Genomic DNA, 19,924 nt, shown 5'->3' with positions numbered 1-19,924 from the left:
AAAAGATGGCGTTATTAGAAGTAAAAGGGTTAAAGACTTATTTCTACACGGATGGCGGTGTGGTTAAAGCGATAGATGGTGTTGATTTTACAGTGGATGAGGGGGAAACCCTTGGTATAGTTGGAGAATCTGGCTGCGGCAAAAGCGTCACATCCATGTCTGTTTTAAGGCTTGTGGCAGGACCTGCTGGGAAAATTGTTGAAGGGAGTGTTGTCTTTGACGGCATGGATATATTGTCGCTTTCCGAAAAAGAAATGAGAAGTATCAGAGGCAATAAAATCTCGATGATTTTCCAAGAGCCGATGACTTCATTAAATCCTGTTTTCACCATTAACCAGCAAGTATCAGAGGTGTTGTTGCTTCATAAAAATTTGACTAAAGAGCAGGCGAGACAAGAATCTATAAAACTACTTGAAACGGTGGGCATTCCAAGAGCTAAAGATGTCGTTAACGATTATCCTTTTGCACTTTCTGGGGGCATGCGTCAACGTGTTATGATTGCAATGGCACTTGCCTGTAACCCAAAACTTTTGATTGCAGATGAACCCACAACGGCCCTGGATGTAACCATTCAAGCACAAGTACTCGATCTTATGAATAAATTACAAAAAGAATTTGGCACCGCAATTATGTTCATTACACATGACTTAAATGTCATAGCAGAGATGGCAAGTAGAGTGATCGTTATGTATGCTGGAAAAGTGGTTGAGGAATCTTCTATTGTGGAATTATTTGATAAACCTTATCATCCTTATACTATTGGTCTGATGAAATCAAAACCGGATCTCAAGACTTCAGATGAGAGACTGTATATGATCCCAGGCGTTGTTCCCAATCCGCTTTACAGACCTGCTGGATGTCAATTTAACTCTAGATGCGAATATGCAATTGAAAAATGTTTCCAAATGGAACCTGATTTAATTGAAATTGGCGCCAGCAGAAAAGTACGTTGTTTCCGTTGGCAAGAAGTTCAAGAGTTGAGAGGTGGCAAGTGATGAGTGAAAAAGTTAATGTTAAATCGGATGCATTGCTGAGCATTAGAGGTTTGAAAAAATACTTTCCAATCAAATCAGGCGTGACCAGAAAAACAATTGGACACGTCAAAGCCGTTGATGGCCTTAATTTTGATATTAAAGCAGGTGAAACGTTTGGTCTCGTTGGAGAATCGGGCTGCGGTAAGTCAACCACAGGTAGAACGCTGTTGAGATTATTAGAAGCAACCGAAGGCGAAGTTATTTTTAATGGTGAAAATATCTTGAATTATGACAAAGCAAGATTAAGACAGCTCCGGACAGAAATGCAAATTATTTTTCAAGATCCCTACTCTTCGTTGAATCCAAGAATGACTGTTGGTGAGATCGTTGGAGAGGCATTGTTAGAGCATGGCCTCGTTAAAAACAAAAAAGAACTTGAAGAACGTGTTGTCTCTATCATTGAAAAGTGTGGCTTAAGTGGTTATCATATTAAACGCTATCCACATGAATTTTCAGGTGGTCAGAGACAGCGCATTTGTATAGCGAGAGCACTTGCATTAAACCCTAAGTTTGTCGTTTGTGATGAGGCGGTATCTGCACTGGATGTTTCCATTCAATCGCAAGTGATCAATCTTTTGAAAGACTTACAAAAGGATATGGATTTAACCTATTTGTTTATTTCTCATGATCTTGGTGTTGTTAAATACATCAGCGATAATATTGGCGTTATGTATCTAGGCAGTATGGCAGAGATGGCTGGAAAAGATGAATTGTTTGAAAATCCAATGCATCCTTACACCCAAGCCTTATTATCAGCCATTCCGACATCACATCCCCTTGAGAAAAAAGAGCGCATTATCTTACAAGGCGATATTCCATCACCTGCAAATCCACCTTCTGGTTGTCGATTCCATACAAGGTGTCCTAAAGTAATGCCTATTTGTAGTACGGAAATTCCTGCTTTTAAAAATGTCGGGGAAGGGCATTTTTGTGCTTGTCACCTATACAAGTAGAGGCATGTTGTATTAGATGTAAAACCACTATTTTGAAGATATAAGGAAGGAAAAGCGATGGATCCAATAAATTGGGAAGCTTATAAAGGGCTCCAAGACAAAAAGGACGACAGTATCAACAGACTTGATATGAAAGATGTCATTGCCATGAGTATTGCGATGCTACAATTGGTTTTACCCATTGCTTTAGGCTTTATTGTCATTACGTTTTTGACCATTCTTGCTTTTAAGTGGTTCTTTGGGTGATAAAATGAGGTTTTAATTAATAGAAAAGAGCTACACTAATGATTTTTCAGGAGACCGGTCCTCGGCTTGAGCCTGCGGAGCTCCTTCTCAAATCATTAGTGTAGCTCTTTTTCATATCTATAAAACTGCATTTTAGAGGACATAAAAGCAAGCCTGTGTAGCCTCCTACTAATAGTCTTTATACAGCGCACTCAACTTTGTAATCTCCACTTCGTGGCCTTCAAGTTCGTTTGGCGTTTCTAAGAAGAAGGGGAGGTGGCGGAGTTTGGAGTGATTGATTACACGCGTGAGTGCTTCGATGCCGATGGTGCCTTGACCTATGATTTCGTGACGGTCTTTGTGGCTTTCGAATGGCACTTTGCTATCGTTTAGATGTATAGCTTTAAGGTGATCAAGACCGATGATTTGGTCAAAGTGCTCTATGACATCATCCGGTTGATTTACGATGTCATAACCTGCACTATATAGATGACAGGTATCAAGACATACGCCAAGCACATGGCTTTGAGTGACTTGATCTATGATTGATCTGAGTTCTTCGAAAGTTGAACCAATTTCGGTGCCTTTACCAGACATGCCTTCAAGCAGTACATATAATTTTTCGTCTCCTGTGAGTACCTCATTTAAAAGTGTGGTGATGCGCTGGATACCATACTCTATGCCTTTGCCAGTATGCGAACCTGGGTGGAAATTATAAAGGGCACAAGGTAATGCTTCTAAGCGTTTCAAATCATCTGCAAAGGTTGATTTTGCAAAAGCATAAACATCGTCCTTTTGTGCAGCTTGGCTAAAACCTTTTGCGATGGAAATATGTGGTCCTAATCTTAACATAAGCGCTCCTTTTCTAAAATATACTCTTATTATGTGAAAGTATTAAAGTTTAATCAACGGTTAAATAGGCAATAGGCTAAAAATTAAGGGTGATATTAATGCTTATTTACCCTATAATAAAGTTAGTACATCAAAAATCATAAGTGTAAGTATTTCGAATGCGTTCTATTTGCGATTACAAAAGAATAGAACAAAGCCTATAAAAACACAGATGATTTGCAATATAGTAAAATGTTTACAAGAGGGCCTTTAATGGATCAAAATATGAACAATAATAAAGCAAATGCTAACACGAATTATGGTACTAATATACGCGCATTATTTGCTCAGATGGATAATATCTTAATTCGGGGACAGCTTTCATACTATGATTTTTTGTATATGGGATTTGATGAGCTAAAAAAAATGAGTGTTCATGAACGCAATCTGTTAAAACATATAAAACTCAACCCTTTCAAAACTGAGTTTGAGCCAGAACCCGATCAGCGCTTCTTCTTTAGAATGCTTGAAGCAAAGGTCAATTCAGATGAGAGCGTCCTTCTTTTATCAGTGGCACTTCCTTATCCAAGGCAAAGAGCAGAAGTAAGTAAATCAAAAGGATTTATAGAGGGGTCGAGTTGGTATTATGATTATCATACTATTTTAAGGGCGCGCATGAATCAAATTCTGGTTATGTTTTCGGAGATTGGAAGGGACGCTGTTAAGGAAAGTGGATGCTTTGTGGATACTTCGGACTATATTGATCGAGAACTTGCCTTTCTCTGCGGCCTGGGCAATTATGGTAAAAATCAAATGTTGATCCACCCAGACTTAGGAACTCAGTTTCATATAGGACATTTGTATATAATATTGGAAGAACGTATGGATCCTTTACTTTCTAAGATGGAATCTGAAATCGAATTGGACGGTAGAAGATTATATAGTGGATGCCAAAATTGCGATAAATGTGTAAAGGCATGTCCAGCAGAAATTTGTGGGACCATACAAATGAATCGATTGGAATGTATTTCCTATTTGACACAGACTAAGAAAACACTGACCTTCGAAGAAATGAAAATGATGCGTAACAAGCTTTATGGATGCGATATCTGTCAAAATGTATGTCCAACGAACTTGACTCAAAACAAAAGCGGGGTGAATTCACTAAATATAGACCACTGGCAATTAAATGATTTTGAAGGGATAGAATTACTAGAAACATTAAAACTGTCGCAAAGCGCATTTAAGCGCCAATATGGCGACCGCGGATTTGCTTGGAGAGGCGTTAAAGTATTCAAGAGAAATGCTTTGATTGCAATGGGGAATTCAGGAGACAACATTTTTTACGAAAAACTGAAAATGTTTTCAGAACTCAAGGAAGATGATTTTTTGAAGTCATATTATGAATATGCACTTAGAGAGACGAAGCCTGATTAAGTTTTCAAGGTGAGCGAATCCTTGATTTTGTCCACGTCTTTTTTAATTTTGTGAATGGTAATGTGCAATATGGGTATAAGGTCCATGTATAACCAGAAAAAAATATTTATAACTCGTTAAAATAAGGGTATAATAGTTATTATAATACAGGAGTGGAGGGTTTGAGATATGATGCTTGATAAAAAAGAGGGAATATTACTCGAAAGTGGAACTGGTGAAGTTGAAATTCTACATTTTACAGTTGCAGGAGAACATTATGCTATCAACGTTGTAAAAGTAAAAGAATTGTTGCAGATCGAAAATGTTTCTAAAGTACCGAATTCTCATCCAGCGGTATCAGGCATCTCTTTGATTCGAGGCGAGATGATTTCTGTTGTGGATTTGATGTATGTCCTTGAAAACAGAAAGAATGAAAAAGTAAGAGGTGGCATGACTTTAGTTTGTGAATTTAATAAAATCAAAGTGGGTTTTGCAATTGATTCAGTACTGGGCATTCATAGGATTGGTTGGAACAAAATCATGAAACCAGATGACATTACTTCTAATTCACTCATTATTGGCAATATTAATCTCAATGAACAGATCATCATGTTGTTGGATTTTGAAAAAATCGTCATGGATATCAATCCGAATACAGGCATCAACATGGAACGTGCTAAGAATATAGCGGTTAAAGATCGTTCTAAGTATAAGATTGTCTTGGCAGATGATTCACCGATGATTCGCAAGGTTTTATTGGATACATTGACCTCAGCTGGATTTACGAAGCTCAAGTTCTTTGACGATGGGATGCAAACCTACGATTATCTCATGCTATTAGCAGAGAAAAAAGGTGAAACTTTTGTAGATGATATTGATCTTCTGATTACAGATATTGAAATGCCTCAGCTCGATGGTCATGCACTGACGCGAAGAGTTAAAGAACATAAGATTCTTAAGAAGTTGCCTGTTATTATATTCTCATCATTGATCACCAATGATTTACTCCACAAAGGCGATGCCGTAGGCGCTGATGCGCAAATGAGCAAACCTGAAATTGAAAATTTGGTTGTGCTCATAGATAAACTGTTAAAAATAAAAGGTTAATGAGATTAGATTTAAGCCTATTAACACACATAAAACCCTAGAAATGATCGCATAGAAATGCGTCTTAATTCTAGGGTTTTTATATTTTAGAATGAATAATGAATTATTTTTGTATAAAAGTGTAAACGGAGGGCCCTTATACAAGAATAGATACATATGAAAATTAAGTATTATTAAACAAAATACTTAATATCATATTGACGTGTATAAAATCATAAAGTATAATAAATCGAGTGAAAAGTTTAGTAATAATAAACAACAAAATGGAGCGTTTTAAGAAAGTAAGAATGCTTATAAATCTTGATGATACAGTTAACATAAGTGGATATTTGTTCACTTTTCAGACCTACAATAAAGGAGAATTGGTTGTGAATATTGGAGAAAAGATAAAAAGGCTCAGACTTGAAAACAACCTAACACAAGAAGAATTAGCAGATCGATGTGAGTTATCAAAAGGATTTATATCTCAGCTTGAAAGAGATATGACGTCACCTTCGATTGCGAGTTTGGTGGATATACTTGAAAGTTTAGGGACGAATTTACAAGAGTTTTTTAGTGAAACTGTAGATGAAAAAATCGTTTTCAGAAAAGAAGATTTTTTTGAAAAAGAGGATGAAGAAGTGGGTTATAGGCTAGAATGGATCATTCCAAATGCTCAAAAGAATATGATGGAGCCCATTATGCTGACTTTGGCACCAAATGGCGCCTACGATGAACACGACCCTCATGAAGGCGAAGAATTCGGATTTGTAATATCGGGTTCTGTGGTAGTGAGATTAGGCAGCAAAAAGTATGTGGCCAAAGCTGGCGATACTTTTTACTACAAAGCGAATAAGAACCATGAAATTGTAAACAAAGGCAAACGTGAGGCGATTATTATATTAGTGGGAACACCGCCAAATTTTTAGACATCGGAGGACGTTATGAAAGATAAAATTGTAATGGGGAGAAGCTTAACTAAAAGCTATAATGGCATAGAAGTTGTAAAGGGCATTGATTTTTGGGTTAAAAAAAATCAATTTTTGACCATTTTAGGTCCAAGTGGTTGTGGAAAAACAACGACACTTAGAATGCTTGCAGGGTTTGAGAGTCCCAGTAGTGGTCAGATCTTTTTTGAAGGCAATGAAATCACAAGTCTGCCACCCTATCAAAGACATATCAATACAGTTTTCCAGAAATATGCGCTATTTCCTCATATGAATATCTATGAAAATATTGCATTTGGACTTCGAATAAATAAGGTTTCAGAAAAAGAGGTTAAAAGCAAAGTTGCAAAAATGCTTGAACTTGTTAATTTAAGCGGATTTGAAACGCGCAAAGTCAACTCGCTATCAGGTGGACAACAACAAAGAATTGCAATTGCAAGAGCACTTGTCAATGAACCTAAGGTGTTATTATTAGATGAACCTTTAGGCGCACTTGACTTAAAACTCAGAAAAGACATGCAAATTGAACTTAAAAATATGCAAAAAGAACTGGGCATTACGTTTATTTATGTGACCCATGATCAGGAAGAAGCTCTGACGATGTCAGATAAAATAATCATTATGAATCAAGGTGAGATTCAACAAATAGGAACGCCGACTGATATTTATAATGAACCCGAAAATGCATTCGTGGCGGATTTCATAGGTGAGAGTAATATTTTGGATGGCATTATGCATAAAGATCGACTTGTGACCTTTGCTGAAAAGCAATTTGAGTGTGTCGATGGTGGCTTTAAAAAGGATGAACCTGTGGATGTTGTTATTAGACCCGAAGATATTAAAATGGTAAATGTAGACGAAGGCATCTTAAAGGGTGTTGTTAAGTCAGTTGTTTTTAAAGGGGTTCACTATGAAATGATCATAAAGGGCGCTTCAAAAGAATGGATGATCCATAGTACTCAGATGGCTGAAGAAGGGAGTACAGTTGGACTGTTGATACTGCCTGATGATATTCATATCATGAGCAAGGAGGCAGGATATGCTTAGAAAAATAGCGTCAAGTTCTTATTTAGTGTGGAGTTTTTTATTCATTATAATTCCAATTCTAATGATTGGTTTTTTAAGTTTTACATCATCAGAAGGAAGCGTCAATACAGGTTTTTCCTTTGACAATTATAAGCGATTTATGGAACCCATTTATTTGAAAGTGTTGCTTCGATCGGTGGAAATCGCTTTTAAGGCGACGCTCATCTGCTTTTTAGTGGGATATCCCATGGCGATGATCCTTGCTAAAATGGACAGTAAAATTAGAAATTTAGCCGTGATGTTATTTGTAGTGCCCATGTGGATGAACTTTTTATTAAGGACATATGCTTGGATGACAATTTTGGGCAAAAACGGTATTTTAAATAAATTTTTATCTTTATTTCACATAGCACCCATGACATTTTTATATTCTGAAGGGGCAGTTCTTTTGGGAATGGTTTATAACTTTTTGCCCTTTATGGTTTTGCCAATTTACACTGTCCTGACAAAGATGGATAAAAGTTTAATAGAAGCGGCTGAAGATTTAGGCGGCAACAAAGGCACTGTATTCAGAAAAATTATTTTTCCGTTATCCTTGCCCGGTGTCGTTTCAGGCTTTTCGATGGTGTTTATGCCTGCAGTGAGTACATTTGTCATTACCAATTTACTCTCTGGAGGACAATATATGCTTGTTGGCAATCTCATCGAGCAACAATTTTTGGCGGTGAATGATTGGCACTTTGGTTCTGCAATTTCGATGCTCCTTATGGTTTTAATCCTTCTAACCATGTCTGTAATGAATCGGTTGGGAGCGGGGATTGGTGAAGAAGGGAGTGCAGGGCTATGGTAAGAAAGTGGATTAAATGGTTCTATACAATGCTTATCTTTGCCTTCTTATACGCCCCTATAGTGGTTTTGATGGTATTCTCGTTCAATGATTCAAAAAACACGGCTAAATGGGAAGGCTTTACTTTCAGATGGTATCAAACGTTAAGTGAAAATGGGTTGATTATGAAAGCACTCTATTATACAGTGCTTGTGGCCATTGTTTCTGCCCTTATAGCGACAGTGATGGGGACACTGGCTGCCTTTGGTATTCATTATATGAAAACTTGGCGTCAAAAGCTTGTTTTGAACATCAACAGTATTCCCATTTTAAATCCCGATATTGTAACAGGGATATCGCTAATGACCTTGTTTGTGGCTTTTAAAATGGAATTAGGACTCGTTACGATGATCTTAGCGCATGTGGCCTTTAATGTACCCTATGTGGTCCTGTCGGTGTTACCAAAGCTCAAACAGATGTCTGGAGATACTCTTGAAGCGGCAATGGACCTTGGGGCAACACCTTGGTATGCGTTTCGAAAGGTGATTTTACCAGAAATCAAATCGGGAATTATCACAGGTGGGCTGATTGCCTTTACACTTTCAATTGATGACTTTGTGATCAGTTATTTTAACACTGGCAACGGTGTGACGAATTTGTCGATTGCCATTTACTCTATGGCAAAACGGGGCATAAAGCCAGAAATAAACGCACTTGCAACACTTATGTTCATATTCGTATTGGTGATGCTGATCTTGATTAATAAACGCACAAAAATTGAAGAAATTTAATCGTATAGAGGCGAGATAGAGAATACTCATTAGAGAGGAGAAAAGTGAAATGAAAAAAAGCATAGCGCTATTAGTAATGATTGCACTTTTAGCAACTGGATTTGTAGGGTGTAAAAAAGAAGATCAAGTCGTTTTAAACGTATACAACTGGGGTGATTACATCGATGATAGTATATTCGATACTTTTGAAACAGAAACGGGTATAAAAATCAATTATGAAACATTTGCCACAAATGAAGAAATGTATACGAAACTCAAAAAGGGTGGCACACAATACGATGTTGCTATTCCATCGGATTACATGATAGAGAAGATGATTAAAGAAGAGATGCTTGAAAAAATTGATTTATCTAAAATTCCTAATTTTTCTAATATTGACGATCAGTATAAGAACTTAGCTTTTGATCCTAAGAATGAATATTCTGTGCCTTATTTCTGGGGAACGGTGGGTATTATATACAATACAAATCTGATTTCAGAAGATATAGATTCATGGGATGCACTTTGGGATGAAAAATACAGTGGCATGTTCACCATGGTGGACTCACAAAGAGACTCTATTATGGTTGCGCTAAAAAAACTGGGATATTCTATGAACACTAAAGAGGTAGCGCATCTTGAAGAAGCGAAGCAGCTGCTGATTGAGCAAAAACCATTAGTACTTGCATATGTAGGTGATAATGTTAAGGATATGCTCATAAGCGAAGAAACTGCCATGGCTGTGGTTTGGTCTGGTGAAGCCAGTACGGTTATTCAAGATTACGACTATTTTAAGTATGTACTTCCAAAGGAGGGTTCAAATAAATGGTTTGATAATATTGTCATTCCAAAAGGCGCGAAAAATATAGAGGCTGCGCATCAATTCATCGACTTCCTCTGTAGAGGTGATATCGGCTTTAAAAATGCGGATTATGTAGGGTATTCTACTTGTAACAATGAAACATTAAAATTGATTGATCCTGCCTTAATCGATACGACCTATGCATATCCTAAGGCAGAATGGACGAGTAACTTTGAAATTTTCTTAGATCCGGGTGATTTTGTTAAGGAATATGATCGTATTTGGACTGAAATAAAAGCGAATTAGTCACTTGAGGCTAGAGCTCTGATAGTGTTACGAAGTTAGCGAAGCGGACTGAGTATACGCTTTGATTAAAGTGTATCCAAAAGCCCAATGACTTGGGCTTTTTATCTACGAATTTATGAGGAGGCAAAATCTTGATTATAGACGGACGTGAAATTGCAAAAAAAATAAAAAGCGATGTAAAGCAGCGCATTGAGGGGTGTGAAAGCAAACCTAAGGTGACTGCAATCCTTTTAGGGGACAATCCTTCTTCTGAATCGTATCTAAAAATGCTTGAAAAAACATGCGAGAGTGTCGGCTTTGGATGCGAGATTTGTAGACTACCCAATACGACATCAGAAATGCAGCTCTTATCGTTAATAGATGAAAAGAATAAAGATGAAAAAACAAATGGGATTTTGGTACAGATGCCATTGCCAGCCCATATTAGTGAAGAGCAGGTGATCATGCAAATTGATCCGATAAAAGACATCGATGGATTTCATCCGATGAACGCTGGCAGACTCTTTAAAGGGGAAAAAGCCATGAGGCCATGCACACCACTAGCCGTGATCACTATTTTGGATGCTTTAGATATGGAGTTAACGGGTAAGAATATAGTAGTTATTGGCAGAAGTAATATTGTAGGGAAACCACTTGCGATTATGTTAATGCAAAAAAATGCCACTGTTACAGTTTGTCATTCACGTACAAAGAACCTTGCCAAGCATACAAAGTCGGCTGACATTGTGATACTGGCAGTGGGTAAACCAGGATTCTTAAAGCAGGAAATGGTTACCGAAGAGACGGTTGTCATTGATGTTGGTACGAATGAAGTGGATGGAAAACTGGTCGGAGATGCTGATTTTGAGTCATTAAAGGATTATGTGAAGATGATTACACCTGTACCTGGAGGTGTGGGACCCGTGACAAATGCAGTCCTTTTATTAAATGTTTTGGAGCACTTTAAATTTTAGATAAGTGGTGAAGTTGCTAAAAGGAGAAGGGATACCTGTGAATATTTTTGGTGTTATATTAGCAATTGGATCAGTGATTGGAACCTTAATTTACTATGTGAACCAATCCAAAGAGCACATTGAGATTGATCCCTATCATGATTATGAAGCAATATTGGACGCTGCATTGGCTTATAAAGAAGAACGAGAAGAGTATGCTAAAGATTTCTCGAAATTGATACCCTATCTTTCAAAAAAAGAAATCGTATCATCAGGGCGATACGCCCTGTCATTAGATGGTAAATTTTTAACAATCGCTCATTTAGAAACTGAAGACGCCGCCAAACTCATCAATGAAATTGGTGGTGAATCCTATATTAATGGAAAGTTTACGTATTTGACTTTAATGCGCAGAAATGATTTGAGCAAGATAAAACCGATTGCACATTTTAATATAAAACCAGATTCAAAAATCAATACCACAAGCGTGCTACAATATGATACGAGCGGCTGTGTTGCTGAAGATAATGAAATTGTTGAAAAAAGATGGGAAAACAAACAAATGACCTTCAAAGAACCTGGTGTTTATACGATACGGTTAAAGATTAAAGACCGAAATGGAAATTGGTCTGATTCTTTTGAACGGGACATTAAGGTTACTGAGGAAATTGGAATTAAAAGTATTGAATGTTATGATTCAACGATGTTTATCCTCTATAGAAACGGTAAGGTCATCTCAAAAGGCAAAAATGAGTTTGGACAATTGGGGATTGGTAATTTGAATGCGATCCCTGAACTTAAATACAACAGCTTGCATGATGGTGTTTCGCAAATCGCCTGTGGTGAGAATTTCACAATATTCAAATTAAATGATGGTACGCTTTGCGCATCTGGTAGCAACCGTTATGGTGAACTGGCTTCTGGAGATAAAAATTCGAGTCGAACGCTCAATGTGATCTGGGGATTAGAAAACGTCAAACAAATTGCTGCGGGCAAACATTTTGCAGCGGCGTTAGATTTTGATGGCAATGTCTATGTCTGGGGAGATAATTCTGAGAATCAGCTTATGAAAGAGGATTTACAAGACTCTGTTATGCCGTTAAAATTAGAAGGAATTGAGGGTATAAAATCCATAGCACTTGGGTCGAATTTTGGATTCGCTGTAAAATATGATGGCACGGTTATTGGATGGGGAGATAATACCCACGGTCAACTTGGACTTGGGTTTAAAGGCCGTATATCAGAGCCAGCGATGACGCTCTACAAAAATGTTGCTTTTATGACAGCAGGAGAAAAATTTTCAATTGCAGTAGCTGAAAGTGGACGGGTCTATGGTACGGGGAATAACGCATATGGGCAACTTGGGACAAAAGGTAAATCAGAGATTTATTTTCCAACAGAAGTTTTGAAAGTTAAGGATATAGCGACCGCTTATGCAAAAGAATCTGTGGTTTTAGCGATCAACACAGTCGGGAAAGCATTTATTTGGGGTAATTTTAGTTCTCCTGGTACAAAACCCATCAACGAACCCGAAGAAATTCCAGGTGTTAGTTATATCTCTGTTGCAGTGAATACAGGGAAAAAATGTTATCTGTTGGATGGCAACAATAAGTTACAGTCCATATCTGATATGTCGGGCAAGAATGAAATGCAACAACTTTATCAAAGTTTTTATGAATTTTGTGATTTTGAAGTAAAATTTAAATAAAGCGTTTAAAGCTTGTCTTTTTTATGTATAATAGTAATATGACTCATATAAGAACAAGGAGAGATTGGAATGAGGGAGAGAAGAAAAGCACACAGAATACCTTATCAAGCAGTTATGACAGTAGATGAGGTTTATAATCAGCAAGATGTCATCAAAGAATCCAGAAAAATTTCAATTGAAGTTGTGGATATTTCCAAAGGTGGTATTGGGTTCATCGCAAAAGAGGAATTGCCATTAAACTATTATTTTAATGCTAAAATTGATTTGGGAAATGGGCGTCAATTTTACAGTGTTCTCAGAATCATGCGCAAAGAATTACTGCCTCAAGGTTATAATTACGGCTGTGAGTTTACAGGATTAGCAGATATTCTCTCTCTTTATATTGATGAGTTTGAAGAAGAAGTTCTTAATGATGAATAAATCTACTTGTAGTAACAGAAGCCAGCGATTTCGCTGGCTTTAATTGTCAAAAATATAGACAGGTTGTTTAAAATGAATTGAAATGGAGGTCAAAGTGAAAGCACTATTTACTTACGATTATGGCGATGAACAAATGGCTCAGATTGAAACACTAGGCTATGAGATTCTGTATATTAAAGAAAATGAAATTTCTAATAAGCTGTCTGAGATCATCGCTTTTGATCCAGAAGTGCTCGTCTGTTATGATCCGTTTGCGCATTTACCTCTTAAGCAATTAACGCAACTTAAATGGATACAACTTTCCAGCATCGGCGTGGATCAGGTGCCGATTGATATTGCTTTAGAGAGAGCGTTTATAATCACGAACAATAGAGGCGGCTATGCCATTCCCATGGGGGAATGGATCGTTTATCAGATGCTTTACCATTACAAGTTTGGTCAATACTTTCAGCAGATGAAATCTGAAAGAAAATGGAAAATTAATACTGAAATTCGAGAATTGACACACAGAAAAGCACTTTTTATTGGCACTGGCACGATTGCAAAAGAGGCGGCAAAAAGGCTTAAGGGATATGACATTAAGTGTATTGGCATCAACACGGATGGACGGGACACGGTGTATTTTGATAATTGCTATCCCATGTCCTCACTGGATGAAATTTTAGGAGAAATGGACTTTGTTATTTTGACAATTCCACATACCAATAGGACTGAAGGGTTGATTTGCAAGACGCGTCTAAGCATTATAAAAGAGGATGCAGTGCTTATAAATGTAGCTAGAGGGCGTCTTATTGTGGAAGAGGACTTAGTTGAAGCCTTGGATCAAGGTAAATTTTTAGGGGTATCTTTAGATGTCTTTGAAAATGAACCTTTAGAATCTACGCATAAACTTTGGCATTATGACCGTGTGACCATAACACCTCATAATTCATGGATATCTGAATTTAGAAATATAAGACGATTTGATTTGATCTATAGAAATTTGAAAGCTTTTCATGAAAATCATGAATTGGAAAATAGAGTGGATTTGAAAAGAGGTTACTGATAAAATGCCAGAAAGAGACGTCAATAAAATCGATATAAGAAATTTAACACAGGAAATGCTCACAGAACAATTGGTGGCACTTGGGGAAAAAAAATTTAGGGCAAAACAAGTATGGGATTGGATTAATAAAGGTGTTCAGTCGTTTGATGCAATGAAGAATTTGCCCAAAGGCCTGGCAGAACTATTGAAAGCACATTACTATTTGGATAATGCGACCATTATTGAACAACTAGAGTCTGAAGATGGTACGATCAAATCACTCCACAAACTTTTTGATAACAACGTGATCGAGTCCGTTTTTATGACGTATAAACATGGCTATAGTGCCTGTATTTCAACACAGGTCGGCTGTAGGATGAAATGTGTATTTTGTGCTTCAACACTTAATGGAATGGTTAGAAATTTAACAGCGGGGGAAATGCTTGGGCAGCTCTTTGAGATGCAGAATATGACTGGAAAGCGGATTGATCATGTGGTTTTAATGGGAAGCGGAGAACCCCTCGATAATTATGACGAAGTGATTCTGTTTTTAAAGATGGCATGTTCAGAAAAAGGTCTTAATCTATCGGGTCGCAATATAACGCTTTCAACTTGTGGCATCGCGCCTCAGATTTATAAACTTGCAGACGAAAAGCTTCAAATCACACTTGCGATATCGCTTCACAATCCATTTGATGAGGAAAGAACACAAATTATGCCCATTAATAATAAGCATTCAATCAGTGCACTTATGGCGGCAGTGGATTATTACATTATGAGCACGAATAGACGTGTTACTTTTGAGTATGCGCTTATTGAAGGTGAAAATGATTCAGATAAACATGCGGAGGCGCTGGGGACTAAATTAAAGGGCAAATTGGTACACGTTAATCTTATTCCAATTAACGCTGTTAAAGAAAAACAGATGCGACCTTCACAAAATTCTAGAATTAATAGATTCAAAATGATATTAATGGATAAGTATAATGTAAATACAACCGTCAGGAGGGAACTTGGATCTGATATCAATGCAGCGTGTGGTCAATTGAGAAATCAACATATTAAAACAAACGTATTTTTAGAATAAAATATTTTTAATGTTTTAAAGGAGAATCTGTTATGTATCTAGAATAATACATTAAGTGCTAAAACTAAAGGAGGAGATTCACATGGTTACTTTAATAGCGGGAAAAAAGGGAACAGGAAAATCCAAAGAAATAGTTAAGATGGCAAATGACATGGTTGCACAGGTAAAAGGCGACGCTATTTTCATTGATGACGATAACAGAGCGATGTACGATTTGCTTCATGAGTTAAGATTTATTAACATAAAAGAATTCCCAATAGAGACAGGTGAGGAGTTTCTCGGCTTCATCTGTGGCTTGATTTCCAATAATTACGATATTCAAAAGATCTTTATAGATGGTATTTTGAATTGTGTCAAAATAGAACCGGACAGATTACCTGCTTGGTTTAAGAAAATCGAAGACATATCAACCGCTTTTTCTGTTGATTTTATTATAACGATGAATTATGAGTTACCACTTCCAGAAGCTTTACAGAACTATATGCGCTAGTTGAATCCTTTACTTATCCAAAAAGGTCACCTGCAATTGGCTAAATTGCAGTGTGACCTTTTATATTTATAAGAATTTTTTCCCAAGATATTGCTTGACAAGTTCTTTATCAGAAAAATCATCGATGATGATTTCTTCACCAGTCTCTTCAAAAATAACTAAAATTTCAGTATTGCCATCTTTGAAAGCTTTAATGACAGTGTCCTCGTTGAGTTCACGCACTTTGTTTTTGTGATGTTTGATTTTCTCGAATTCTTTAGTATAGATGGCACCAGTAAGCCCGATGACTTTAGTATATTGATTCATTTATTCCCCTCCTTGCCACTCCTATTATACAGGAGATTATTCTGTAATTCAATTAAACTAAGAATGGTTAAGAAAAGTTTACTAATTTTTAATTTTAGAACATCTTTTATTTGGTATAATAATAATAGTACGGATTTACAGAGAAATCTATAAGGAGATAAAATATGAGAAGAAAGAAAAAAGTCATGGTCTGCGTCACACAACAGAAATCGTGTGAGCGACTAATTGATTATGGTGCTAGCCAGATTTCTTCTGAACACGATGAATTGCACGTTGTGCATGTCGTTAAAGAAAATTGGAAGTTTTTCGGACAACTTAAGGAAGAAGATGCTCTTGAGTACTTATTTGACGTATCCAAAAGTCATCAAGCTTCACTTTCTGTTATTAAAGCAAAAGATATTGAGAAAACACTTTCTGATTATGCTGAGAAGTATAAAATCAACTGCATTATCATGGGGGAATCTTTTGAAAAAGATGAGCAACAAAATATGATCAATAGGCTTCAAGAGAAGACTAAATTTAAGGTGAATTTTCAAATTGTTCCGCTTAATTTCGATGACGAAAATGATATTATTTCAATAGAATAGAGGGTTAGAGTGTTCGGGTGAAATTGGATTTTGACACTTTAACGATAGAGGCGATAAAAGAGATGCTATAGAGGTTGAATAGCATCTTTTTTTTAGTGCGTGCAACTAGAATATAATAAATTTAGGTAAGCAAAACGTTATGTAAATGTTAAAAAATCAACTGTATAAATATATTTTTATAAAATAGTTACAAATTTTAATAAAATGTTTGTATTCCCTATCTTGTGGTTATAAAATAGAAGAGAGTTAAATTATATTAATAGGAGGCGACACATGTTTAATGGTAAAAAAGTACTTGTTATGATGATGACTTTAGTTTTAGTCATGTCAACAATCTTACCTGCAATGAGTTTTGCAGAAGAAGCAGTAACGATTGATATTTACTCATTTAATGATTTTCATGGGGCATTAATTGAAAGTGGTAAAAATGTGGGGATGGCTAAACTTGTTGGTGCAGTAAATGCATTGAAGGCAGCAAATCCAAATACATTAGTTGTTTCTGCTGGAGATAACTATCAAGGCTCTGCAATGTCTAACCTTTCATATGGGGAACCGGTTAGCGAGATGTTAAAACTTTTGGGTGTCACTGTATCTGCAGTTGGAAACCACGAGTTCGATTGGGGCACAGACAAAATCACCAAATGGACTGAAGATGGTAATTTAACTTTTCTTGCATCTAACATCTATGATAAAACTACTGGAGAGCCTGTAGCATGGGCTAAACCATATGTGATTAAAGAACAAGAGGGTAAGAAAATCGCATTCATTGGTCTTACAACTCAAGAAACTGCTTACAAAACAAAAGCAGATAACGTTTCAACTTTAGAATTTAAAGACCCTGCTGAGGCTGCTCAGATATGGGTAGATTACTTGATGGCAGGTAAAGATGCTGCGGGTAAACCAGATGCAATTATTGCTTTAACACATATACCCGCATCACAAGAAGGTTATGGTGAAGATGTCAACAAGCCTGTAACGGGTGATGAAATTAGTGCAATTACTGCGGTTAAAGGCATTGATGGCGTTGTGTGTGCACATAACCATGCAACAGTAGCGGGTTATAGCAATGGGGTAGCTGTTGTTGAAGCTTACTATAGTGGTAGAACACTGGGTCATTTATCTTTGAGTTTTACAGGATCAACTTTGAAAGTAACGCCTTCTGTTGATAATTTGTACAAAAGAAGTGAAGAGATCACTCCAGATCCAGTGGCACTCGCAGCTTTTGAAAAATGGAACAAAGATTTGGCACCAACGCTAAATGAAGTTTTAGGAAAAGCAGATGGCACTTTCACACATGATAGATACACAGGGGCATCTACAACTGTTCTTGGAAGATGGGTATGTGAAACGATGGCAAAAGCTGCTGGTACACAAATCGGACTTCAAAACGGTGGTGGTTTGAGAAGAGACATCCCTGCAGGCGATATCACCTATGGTATTTTATATGAAGTGATGCCATTTGATAATACACTTGTAACTTTAAAATTATCAGGTGCTGACCTTCTTAAAAACATCGAACATGGTATTGCAAATGCTGAAATTGGAAATGCATCTTTTTCTGGTCTTCAAGTAGATTACAATTCATCACTTGAAGCGGGGAGCAGAGTTCTTTCATTAAAACTGGCAGATGGTACACCTGTAGCAATGGATCAATACTATACCGTTGTGATTAACGATTTTATGTATCCAAAAGGCGATAATTTTGACTTTACAGGCGCGATTGATGTTAAAGATACCTTTATTCCAATCAGAGACGTACTTGTAAATGAAATCAAAGCATCTGGTACGATTAAGGCATTGCCAGCGGGTTATGCTAAAGATTATGTCAATGAATCGGCTAAAGCATATGACACATATACAGTTCAAGAGGGTGATGTGCTTTGGAAAATAGCAAAAAAACTAGGCACAACTTATCAAAATCTTGGTGAAATTAATGGCCTTAAAAATGTGAACTTAATCTACGTAGGTCAAAAATTATTAGTACCACAAAAATAGAGTTAAAAATGAGCTGAATCAATCACTAAGGAGCTTTTATCAGACGATTTTAAATCGTTATGATAAAAGCTCCTTTTTCATCTAATGTCATAGATGAAAAGCGGTAGATGAAGCAAAGTCATGGCGTAATTTGTTAACCCAAAAGGGCATTTTTATGGTAAAATAAGATGAAAATACGATGCGAGGCGATTCATGAGATATCAAAAGTACAGTGCTTATTTAGTTGAAAAATATGGCGAAAAAGTTTACAAGATTCCAGTTAATTTGCCCTGTTCTTGTCCAAATAGAGATGGTACTTTGGGTAGTGCTGGCTGTATATTTTGTGGTGATGTGGGTGCTGGATTTGAAGCTCAACCTTCAGAGTTGTCTATCTCTCAACAGATTAATAGGAATTGTGAATACATTCAAAAAAAATATAAAGTCAATAAATTCATGATTTATTTTCAGAATTACACCAATACTTATATACCGATAGAACAATTTGAGGCTAATCTACATGAGGCTGTAAGAACGCATGTCGTTGGTTTGAGTATTTCAACGAGACCAGATTCGATTTCAAATCAGTATCTTGAGGTTTTAAAAAATATTCAGGCAATATACAACATAGATATCGAAGTGGAGCTTGGATTACAATCTATTAATATTAATACTTTAAAACAAATTAATAGAGGCCATGGGCTTGCTGAATTTATTGATGCAGTTCAGCGGATTCATACGTATGGCTTTACGGTGTGTGCGCATCTCATTGCAAATTTGCCTTGGGATACCGATGCGGATTTCATTGAAGCAGGTCGCGTTTTATCCGCTTTGAAGGTGGAGTCTGTAAAAGTACATTCACTATACATTTTAAAGAACACAAAACTTGGCGAGCTTTATAACGCGGGCGCAATAGAACTCATATCAGCGGAGGCTTATTTAGAACGTTTGGTAAAATTTATACAAAACATTTCAAGTGAAATGGTCATTCAGAGACTATTTGCTAGAGCACCAGAATCTCAAACCTTGTTTTGCAATTGGGGTATGAGTTGGCGAAAATTACAAAATCAATTCGAAGCAATACTTGAGGAGAGAAATATTGATCAAGGGATGCACTTCGAACTTGGGCTTAATAAAAGCGTTAAAGTAGAGTGAATTTTACGTTTAGGAGGGGTAT

20 protein-coding genes and 1 pseudogene are annotated in these 19,924 nt (G+C 36.7%); 19 read left to right on the top strand and 2 right to left on the bottom strand.

Annotation, left to right across the window (positions count from 1 at the left end; translation table 11 throughout):
• Window positions 1-5: 5 nt before the first annotated feature.
• The 3 genes from F3D3_RS20010 to F3D3_RS20000 are packed head-to-tail and all read left to right on the top strand — an operon-like array spanning window position 6 to window position 2,233.
• The gene (locus F3D3_RS20010) at window positions 6-995 is read left to right on the top strand and encodes an ABC transporter ATP-binding protein (RefSeq protein ID WP_069876208.1); all 990 of its coding nucleotides are present in this window, start codon (window positions 6-8) and stop codon (window positions 993-995) included.
• Window positions 995-1,987, top strand: a complete 993-nt coding sequence (locus F3D3_RS20005; protein ID WP_069876207.1) for an ABC transporter ATP-binding protein — start codon at window positions 995-997, stop codon at window positions 1,985-1,987. Before F3D3_RS20010 ends, F3D3_RS20005 begins: the two co-directional genes overlap by 1 nt.
• A 57-nt stretch (window positions 1,988-2,044) precedes the next feature.
• Complete coding sequence (locus F3D3_RS20000) at window positions 2,045-2,233, top strand: hypothetical protein (RefSeq protein ID WP_069876206.1); 189 nt, start codon at window positions 2,045-2,047, stop codon at window positions 2,231-2,233.
• A 168-nt stretch (window positions 2,234-2,401) separates the two neighbouring features.
• Here F3D3_RS20000 and F3D3_RS19995 read toward each other — a convergent pair.
• A pseudogene (locus F3D3_RS19995) lies at window positions 2,402-3,013 on the bottom strand (deoxyribonuclease IV); the annotation flags it as partial.
• 303 nt (window positions 3,014-3,316) lie between these two features.
• On the opposite strand from F3D3_RS19995, the gene F3D3_RS19990 reads away from it, so the two are divergent.
• The 13 genes from F3D3_RS19990 to F3D3_RS19930 all read left to right on the top strand — a co-directional run bounded on the left by F3D3_RS19990 (window position 3,317) and on the right by F3D3_RS19930 (window position 15,883).
• On the top strand, window positions 3,317-4,480 hold the full coding sequence (locus tag F3D3_RS19990) for an epoxyqueuosine reductase (protein WP_069876204.1): 1,164 nt from the start codon (window positions 3,317-3,319) through the stop codon (window positions 4,478-4,480).
• 168 nt (window positions 4,481-4,648) lie between these two features.
• Window positions 4,649-5,566, top strand: coding sequence for a chemotaxis protein (locus tag F3D3_RS19985; RefSeq protein ID WP_374700095.1), 918 nt, complete (start codon window positions 4,649-4,651; stop codon window positions 5,564-5,566).
• A gap of 368 nt (window positions 5,567-5,934) precedes the next feature.
• The gene (locus tag F3D3_RS19980) at window positions 5,935-6,474 is read left to right on the top strand and encodes a helix-turn-helix domain-containing protein (RefSeq protein WP_069876236.1); all 540 of its coding nucleotides are present in this window, start codon (window positions 5,935-5,937) and stop codon (window positions 6,472-6,474) included.
• 15 nt (window positions 6,475-6,489) lie between these two features.
• Complete coding sequence (gene potA / locus F3D3_RS19975) at window positions 6,490-7,539, top strand: spermidine/putrescine ABC transporter ATP-binding protein (RefSeq protein WP_069876203.1); 1,050 nt, start codon at window positions 6,490-6,492, stop codon at window positions 7,537-7,539.
• Window positions 7,532-8,368 (top strand): ABC transporter permease, encoded by an 837-nt coding sequence (locus tag F3D3_RS19970; protein ID WP_069876202.1) that lies wholly within the window; start codon window positions 7,532-7,534, stop codon window positions 8,366-8,368. Before potA ends, F3D3_RS19970 begins: the two co-directional genes overlap by 8 nt.
• Window positions 8,362-9,135: an ABC transporter permease gene (locus tag F3D3_RS19965; protein WP_069876201.1), complete on the top strand. Its 774-nt coding sequence runs from the start codon at window positions 8,362-8,364 to the stop codon at window positions 9,133-9,135. The genes F3D3_RS19970 and F3D3_RS19965 overlap by 7 nt, the downstream gene beginning before the upstream one ends.
• A gap of 49 nt (window positions 9,136-9,184) precedes the next feature.
• Complete coding sequence (locus tag F3D3_RS19960) at window positions 9,185-10,222, top strand: PotD/PotF family extracellular solute-binding protein (protein ID WP_069876200.1); 1,038 nt, start codon at window positions 9,185-9,187, stop codon at window positions 10,220-10,222.
• A gap of 131 nt (window positions 10,223-10,353) precedes the next feature.
• Entirely contained in the window at window positions 10,354-11,175 is an 822-nt protein-coding gene (locus F3D3_RS19955; RefSeq protein ID WP_242877177.1) for a bifunctional 5,10-methylenetetrahydrofolate dehydrogenase/5,10-methenyltetrahydrofolate cyclohydrolase, read from the top strand.
• 37 nt (window positions 11,176-11,212) lie between these two features.
• Entirely contained in the window at window positions 11,213-12,862 is a 1,650-nt protein-coding gene (locus F3D3_RS19950; protein ID WP_069876198.1) for a hypothetical protein, read from the top strand.
• Window positions 12,863-12,931: 69 nt separating this feature from the next.
• Window positions 12,932-13,282, top strand: a complete 351-nt coding sequence (locus F3D3_RS19945; protein ID WP_069876197.1) for a PilZ domain-containing protein — start codon at window positions 12,932-12,934, stop codon at window positions 13,280-13,282.
• Window positions 13,283-13,376: 94 nt separating this feature from the next.
• Complete coding sequence (locus F3D3_RS19940; protein ID WP_084389191.1) at window positions 13,377-14,327, top strand: NAD(P)-dependent oxidoreductase; 951 nt, start codon at window positions 13,377-13,379, stop codon at window positions 14,325-14,327.
• 4 nt (window positions 14,328-14,331) lie between these two features.
• On the top strand, window positions 14,332-15,393 hold the full coding sequence (gene rlmN / locus F3D3_RS19935; RefSeq protein WP_084389190.1) for a 23S rRNA (adenine(2503)-C(2))-methyltransferase RlmN: 1,062 nt from the start codon (window positions 14,332-14,334) through the stop codon (window positions 15,391-15,393).
• Window positions 15,394-15,475: 82 nt separating this feature from the next.
• On the top strand, window positions 15,476-15,883 hold the full coding sequence (locus F3D3_RS19930; RefSeq protein WP_069876195.1) for a hypothetical protein: 408 nt from the start codon (window positions 15,476-15,478) through the stop codon (window positions 15,881-15,883).
• Between the two features lie 66 nt (window positions 15,884-15,949).
• Here F3D3_RS19930 and F3D3_RS19925 read toward each other — a convergent pair whose 3' ends face one another.
• On the bottom strand, window positions 15,950-16,189 hold the full coding sequence (locus F3D3_RS19925; RefSeq protein WP_069876194.1) for a hypothetical protein: 240 nt from the start codon (window positions 16,187-16,189) through the stop codon (window positions 15,950-15,952).
• 164 nt (window positions 16,190-16,353) lie between these two features.
• Here F3D3_RS19925 and F3D3_RS19920 point away from each other — a divergent pair, with 164 nt between their 5' ends.
• From F3D3_RS19920 to F3D3_RS19910, 3 genes are all read left to right on the top strand, one after another.
• The gene (locus tag F3D3_RS19920; RefSeq protein ID WP_069876193.1) at window positions 16,354-16,776 is read left to right on the top strand and encodes a universal stress protein; all 423 of its coding nucleotides are present in this window, start codon (window positions 16,354-16,356) and stop codon (window positions 16,774-16,776) included.
• A gap of 273 nt (window positions 16,777-17,049) precedes the next feature.
• Entirely contained in the window at window positions 17,050-18,771 is a 1,722-nt protein-coding gene (locus F3D3_RS19915) for a 5'-nucleotidase C-terminal domain-containing protein (protein ID WP_069876192.1), read from the top strand.
• Between the two features lie 192 nt (window positions 18,772-18,963).
• Window positions 18,964-19,902 (top strand): TIGR01212 family radical SAM protein, encoded by a 939-nt coding sequence (locus tag F3D3_RS19910; protein WP_069876191.1) that lies wholly within the window; start codon window positions 18,964-18,966, stop codon window positions 19,900-19,902.
• Window positions 19,903-19,924 lie beyond the last annotated feature (22 nt).

The sequence above is a fragment of the Fusibacter sp. 3D3 genome, assembly GCF_001748365.1.
GTDB lineage: Bacteria > Bacillota > Clostridia > Peptostreptococcales > Acidaminobacteraceae > Fusibacter_A.
The sequence above is the reverse complement of the archived record's forward strand: the minus strand, read 5'-3'. Positions and strand labels throughout refer to the sequence as shown.

Bases quoted from the DNA above. Each gene is read 5' to 3' on its own strand.
- F3D3_RS19960 (WP_069876200.1), top strand. From the start codon at position 9,185: ATGAAAAAAAGCATAGCGCTATTAGTAATGATTGCACTTTTAGCAACT.
- F3D3_RS19915 (WP_069876192.1), top strand. From the start codon at position 17,050: ATGTTTAATGGTAAAAAAGTACTTGTTATGATGATGACTTTAGTTTTA.
- F3D3_RS20010 (WP_069876208.1), top strand. From the start codon at position 6: ATGGCGTTATTAGAAGTAAAAGGGTTAAAGACTTATTTCTACACGGAT.
- F3D3_RS19910 (WP_069876191.1), top strand. From the start codon at position 18,964: ATGAGATATCAAAAGTACAGTGCTTATTTAGTTGAAAAATATGGCGAA.
- F3D3_RS19925 (WP_069876194.1), bottom strand. From the start codon at position 16,189: ATGAATCAATATACTAAAGTCATCGGGCTTACTGGTGCCATCTATACT.
- rlmN (WP_084389190.1), top strand. From the start codon at position 14,332: ATGCCAGAAAGAGACGTCAATAAAATCGATATAAGAAATTTAACACAG.
- potA (WP_069876203.1), top strand. From the start codon at position 6,490: ATGAAAGATAAAATTGTAATGGGGAGAAGCTTAACTAAAAGCTATAAT.
- F3D3_RS19965 (WP_069876201.1), top strand. From the start codon at position 8,362: ATGGTAAGAAAGTGGATTAAATGGTTCTATACAATGCTTATCTTTGCC.
- F3D3_RS19920 (WP_069876193.1), top strand. From the start codon at position 16,354: ATGAGAAGAAAGAAAAAAGTCATGGTCTGCGTCACACAACAGAAATCG.
- F3D3_RS19985 (WP_374700095.1), top strand. From the start codon at position 4,649: ATGATGCTTGATAAAAAAGAGGGAATATTACTCGAAAGTGGAACTGGT.
- F3D3_RS19945 (WP_069876197.1), top strand. From the start codon at position 12,932: ATGAGGGAGAGAAGAAAAGCACACAGAATACCTTATCAAGCAGTTATG.
- F3D3_RS19990 (WP_069876204.1), top strand. From the start codon at position 3,317: ATGGATCAAAATATGAACAATAATAAAGCAAATGCTAACACGAATTAT.
- F3D3_RS20000 (WP_069876206.1), top strand. From the start codon at position 2,045: ATGGATCCAATAAATTGGGAAGCTTATAAAGGGCTCCAAGACAAAAAG.
- F3D3_RS19970 (WP_069876202.1), top strand. From the start codon at position 7,532: ATGCTTAGAAAAATAGCGTCAAGTTCTTATTTAGTGTGGAGTTTTTTA.
- F3D3_RS19930 (WP_069876195.1), top strand. From the start codon at position 15,476: ATGGTTACTTTAATAGCGGGAAAAAAGGGAACAGGAAAATCCAAAGAA.
- F3D3_RS20005 (WP_069876207.1), top strand. From the start codon at position 995: ATGAGTGAAAAAGTTAATGTTAAATCGGATGCATTGCTGAGCATTAGA.